Source organism: Roseateles sp. P5_E11 (assembly GCF_054049355.1).
Window position 1 is genome coordinate 1 of record NZ_JBFUMO010001009.1, and the last position, 1,191, is coordinate 1,191.

Annotated in this window: 2 protein-coding genes and 1 pseudogene; 2 read left to right on the top strand and 1 reads right to left on the bottom strand. The window is 65.7% G+C overall.

Annotation, left to right across the window (positions count from 1 at the left end; genetic code table 11):
- Together ACXJKR_RS32960 and ACXJKR_RS32965 are read left to right on the top strand one after the other, a co-directional pair.
- Window positions 1–360 (top strand): nuclear transport factor 2 family protein (locus tag ACXJKR_RS32960; RefSeq protein ID WP_457326447.1); only part of this gene is annotated, 360 nt, incomplete at its 5' end.
- A gap of 110 nt (window positions 361–470) precedes the next feature.
- Window positions 471–869: a VOC family protein gene (locus tag ACXJKR_RS32965; protein WP_057297470.1), complete on the top strand. Its 399-nt coding sequence runs from the start codon at window positions 471–473 to the stop codon at window positions 867–869.
- A 66-nt stretch (window positions 870–935) separates the two neighbouring features.
- Here the strand turns inward: ACXJKR_RS32965 and ACXJKR_RS32970 are convergent.
- Window positions 936–1,191: pseudogene (locus ACXJKR_RS32970) on the bottom strand (TonB-dependent receptor); the annotation flags it as partial.

A 1,191-nucleotide genomic window follows, 5' to 3' on the forward strand; every position in this document is an offset into this window, starting at 1 on the left:
AAGGAAGCCATGGCAGTGACCCAGGCTGCGTGCGACGCCTTCCGCCTGCGCGACCTGGCGGCGCTTGAACGCCTGCTCGCACCTGAGTTCAACCTCGTCAGCACCAACGCCGAGGTTCAGAGCCGGGCGCAGGCGCTCCAGGAAGTGCGCGATGGCGACCCGCAATATGAGCGCTTCGAGAACCACAGCATGACGGCGCGCATGTATGGCGACGCGGCGGTGGTGCAGGGCATCACCTCACTGAAGGGCCGGTCCGGCGGCAAGCCCTTCGCGGTCGATGTGCGCTTCACCGACACGCTGATCCGGGTCAATGGCCGCTGGTCGATCGTGGTCAGCCATGTCACGCGCATGCCGTCCTAGTCCCGAGTGATCAGGACGCCTCGCATCGGGCCGTCCACAAACATCCCCGGCGCGGCCAGGCGGGATTCACCACAATCCTGCGCTTTCGCCGTTTTCTTGAGGAGATACCCATGTTCAGCCACGTGATGGTCGGTACCAACGACATCGAGCGCAGCAAGCGCTTTTATGACGCGGTGCTCGGCACGCTCGGCGTGCCCGAGGGCTTTCGCAACCAGGGGCCCTCGGGCCACCAGCGGGTGTTCTACCGCCATGCGGGCGGCACGTTCTGCATGAGCCAGCCGATCAACGGTGAGCCGGCCTCGCATGCCAATGGCGGCACCATCGGCTTCGGGTGCGCGTCGCCCGAGCAGGTGCAGGCTTTCCACGACGTGGCGGTGGCCCACGGCGGAGAGTCCATCGAGCAGCCGCCGGGCCTGCGCGAGGGGGCGCTCGGCGCGATGCACCTGGCCTATGTGCGCGACCCGGACGGCAACAAGCTCTGCGCGCTCCACCGCATCAAGACGGCTTGAGCCGACGACCGAGGCCCATGAAAAACGCCGCCCGAGGGCGGCGTTCCTGTCTTCGGCGAGCGCTCTTTAGAACATCGCCTTGAACTGCACGCCATACGTGCGCGGCTCGTTGATGAAGCCGGTCAGGTTGTTGAAGTCGATGGCACCCGTCACGCGGATCTGGTTGGTCACGTTGCGCACGAAGCCGGCGGCTTCGTACTTTCCGTTGCCCCACAGATAGCCCACGCGCACGCCGCCTTCGGTCAGGCTCTTGCCCGTGAACTCGGTGGCCTCGTACAGGAAGAAGTTGACCTTGGAGCGGTAGGCCCAGTCGGTATAGACG

Bases quoted from the DNA above. Each gene is read 5' to 3' on its own strand.
- ACXJKR_RS32965 (WP_057297470.1), top strand. From the start codon at position 471: ATGTTCAGCCACGTGATGGTCGGTACCAACGACATCGAGCGCAGCAAG.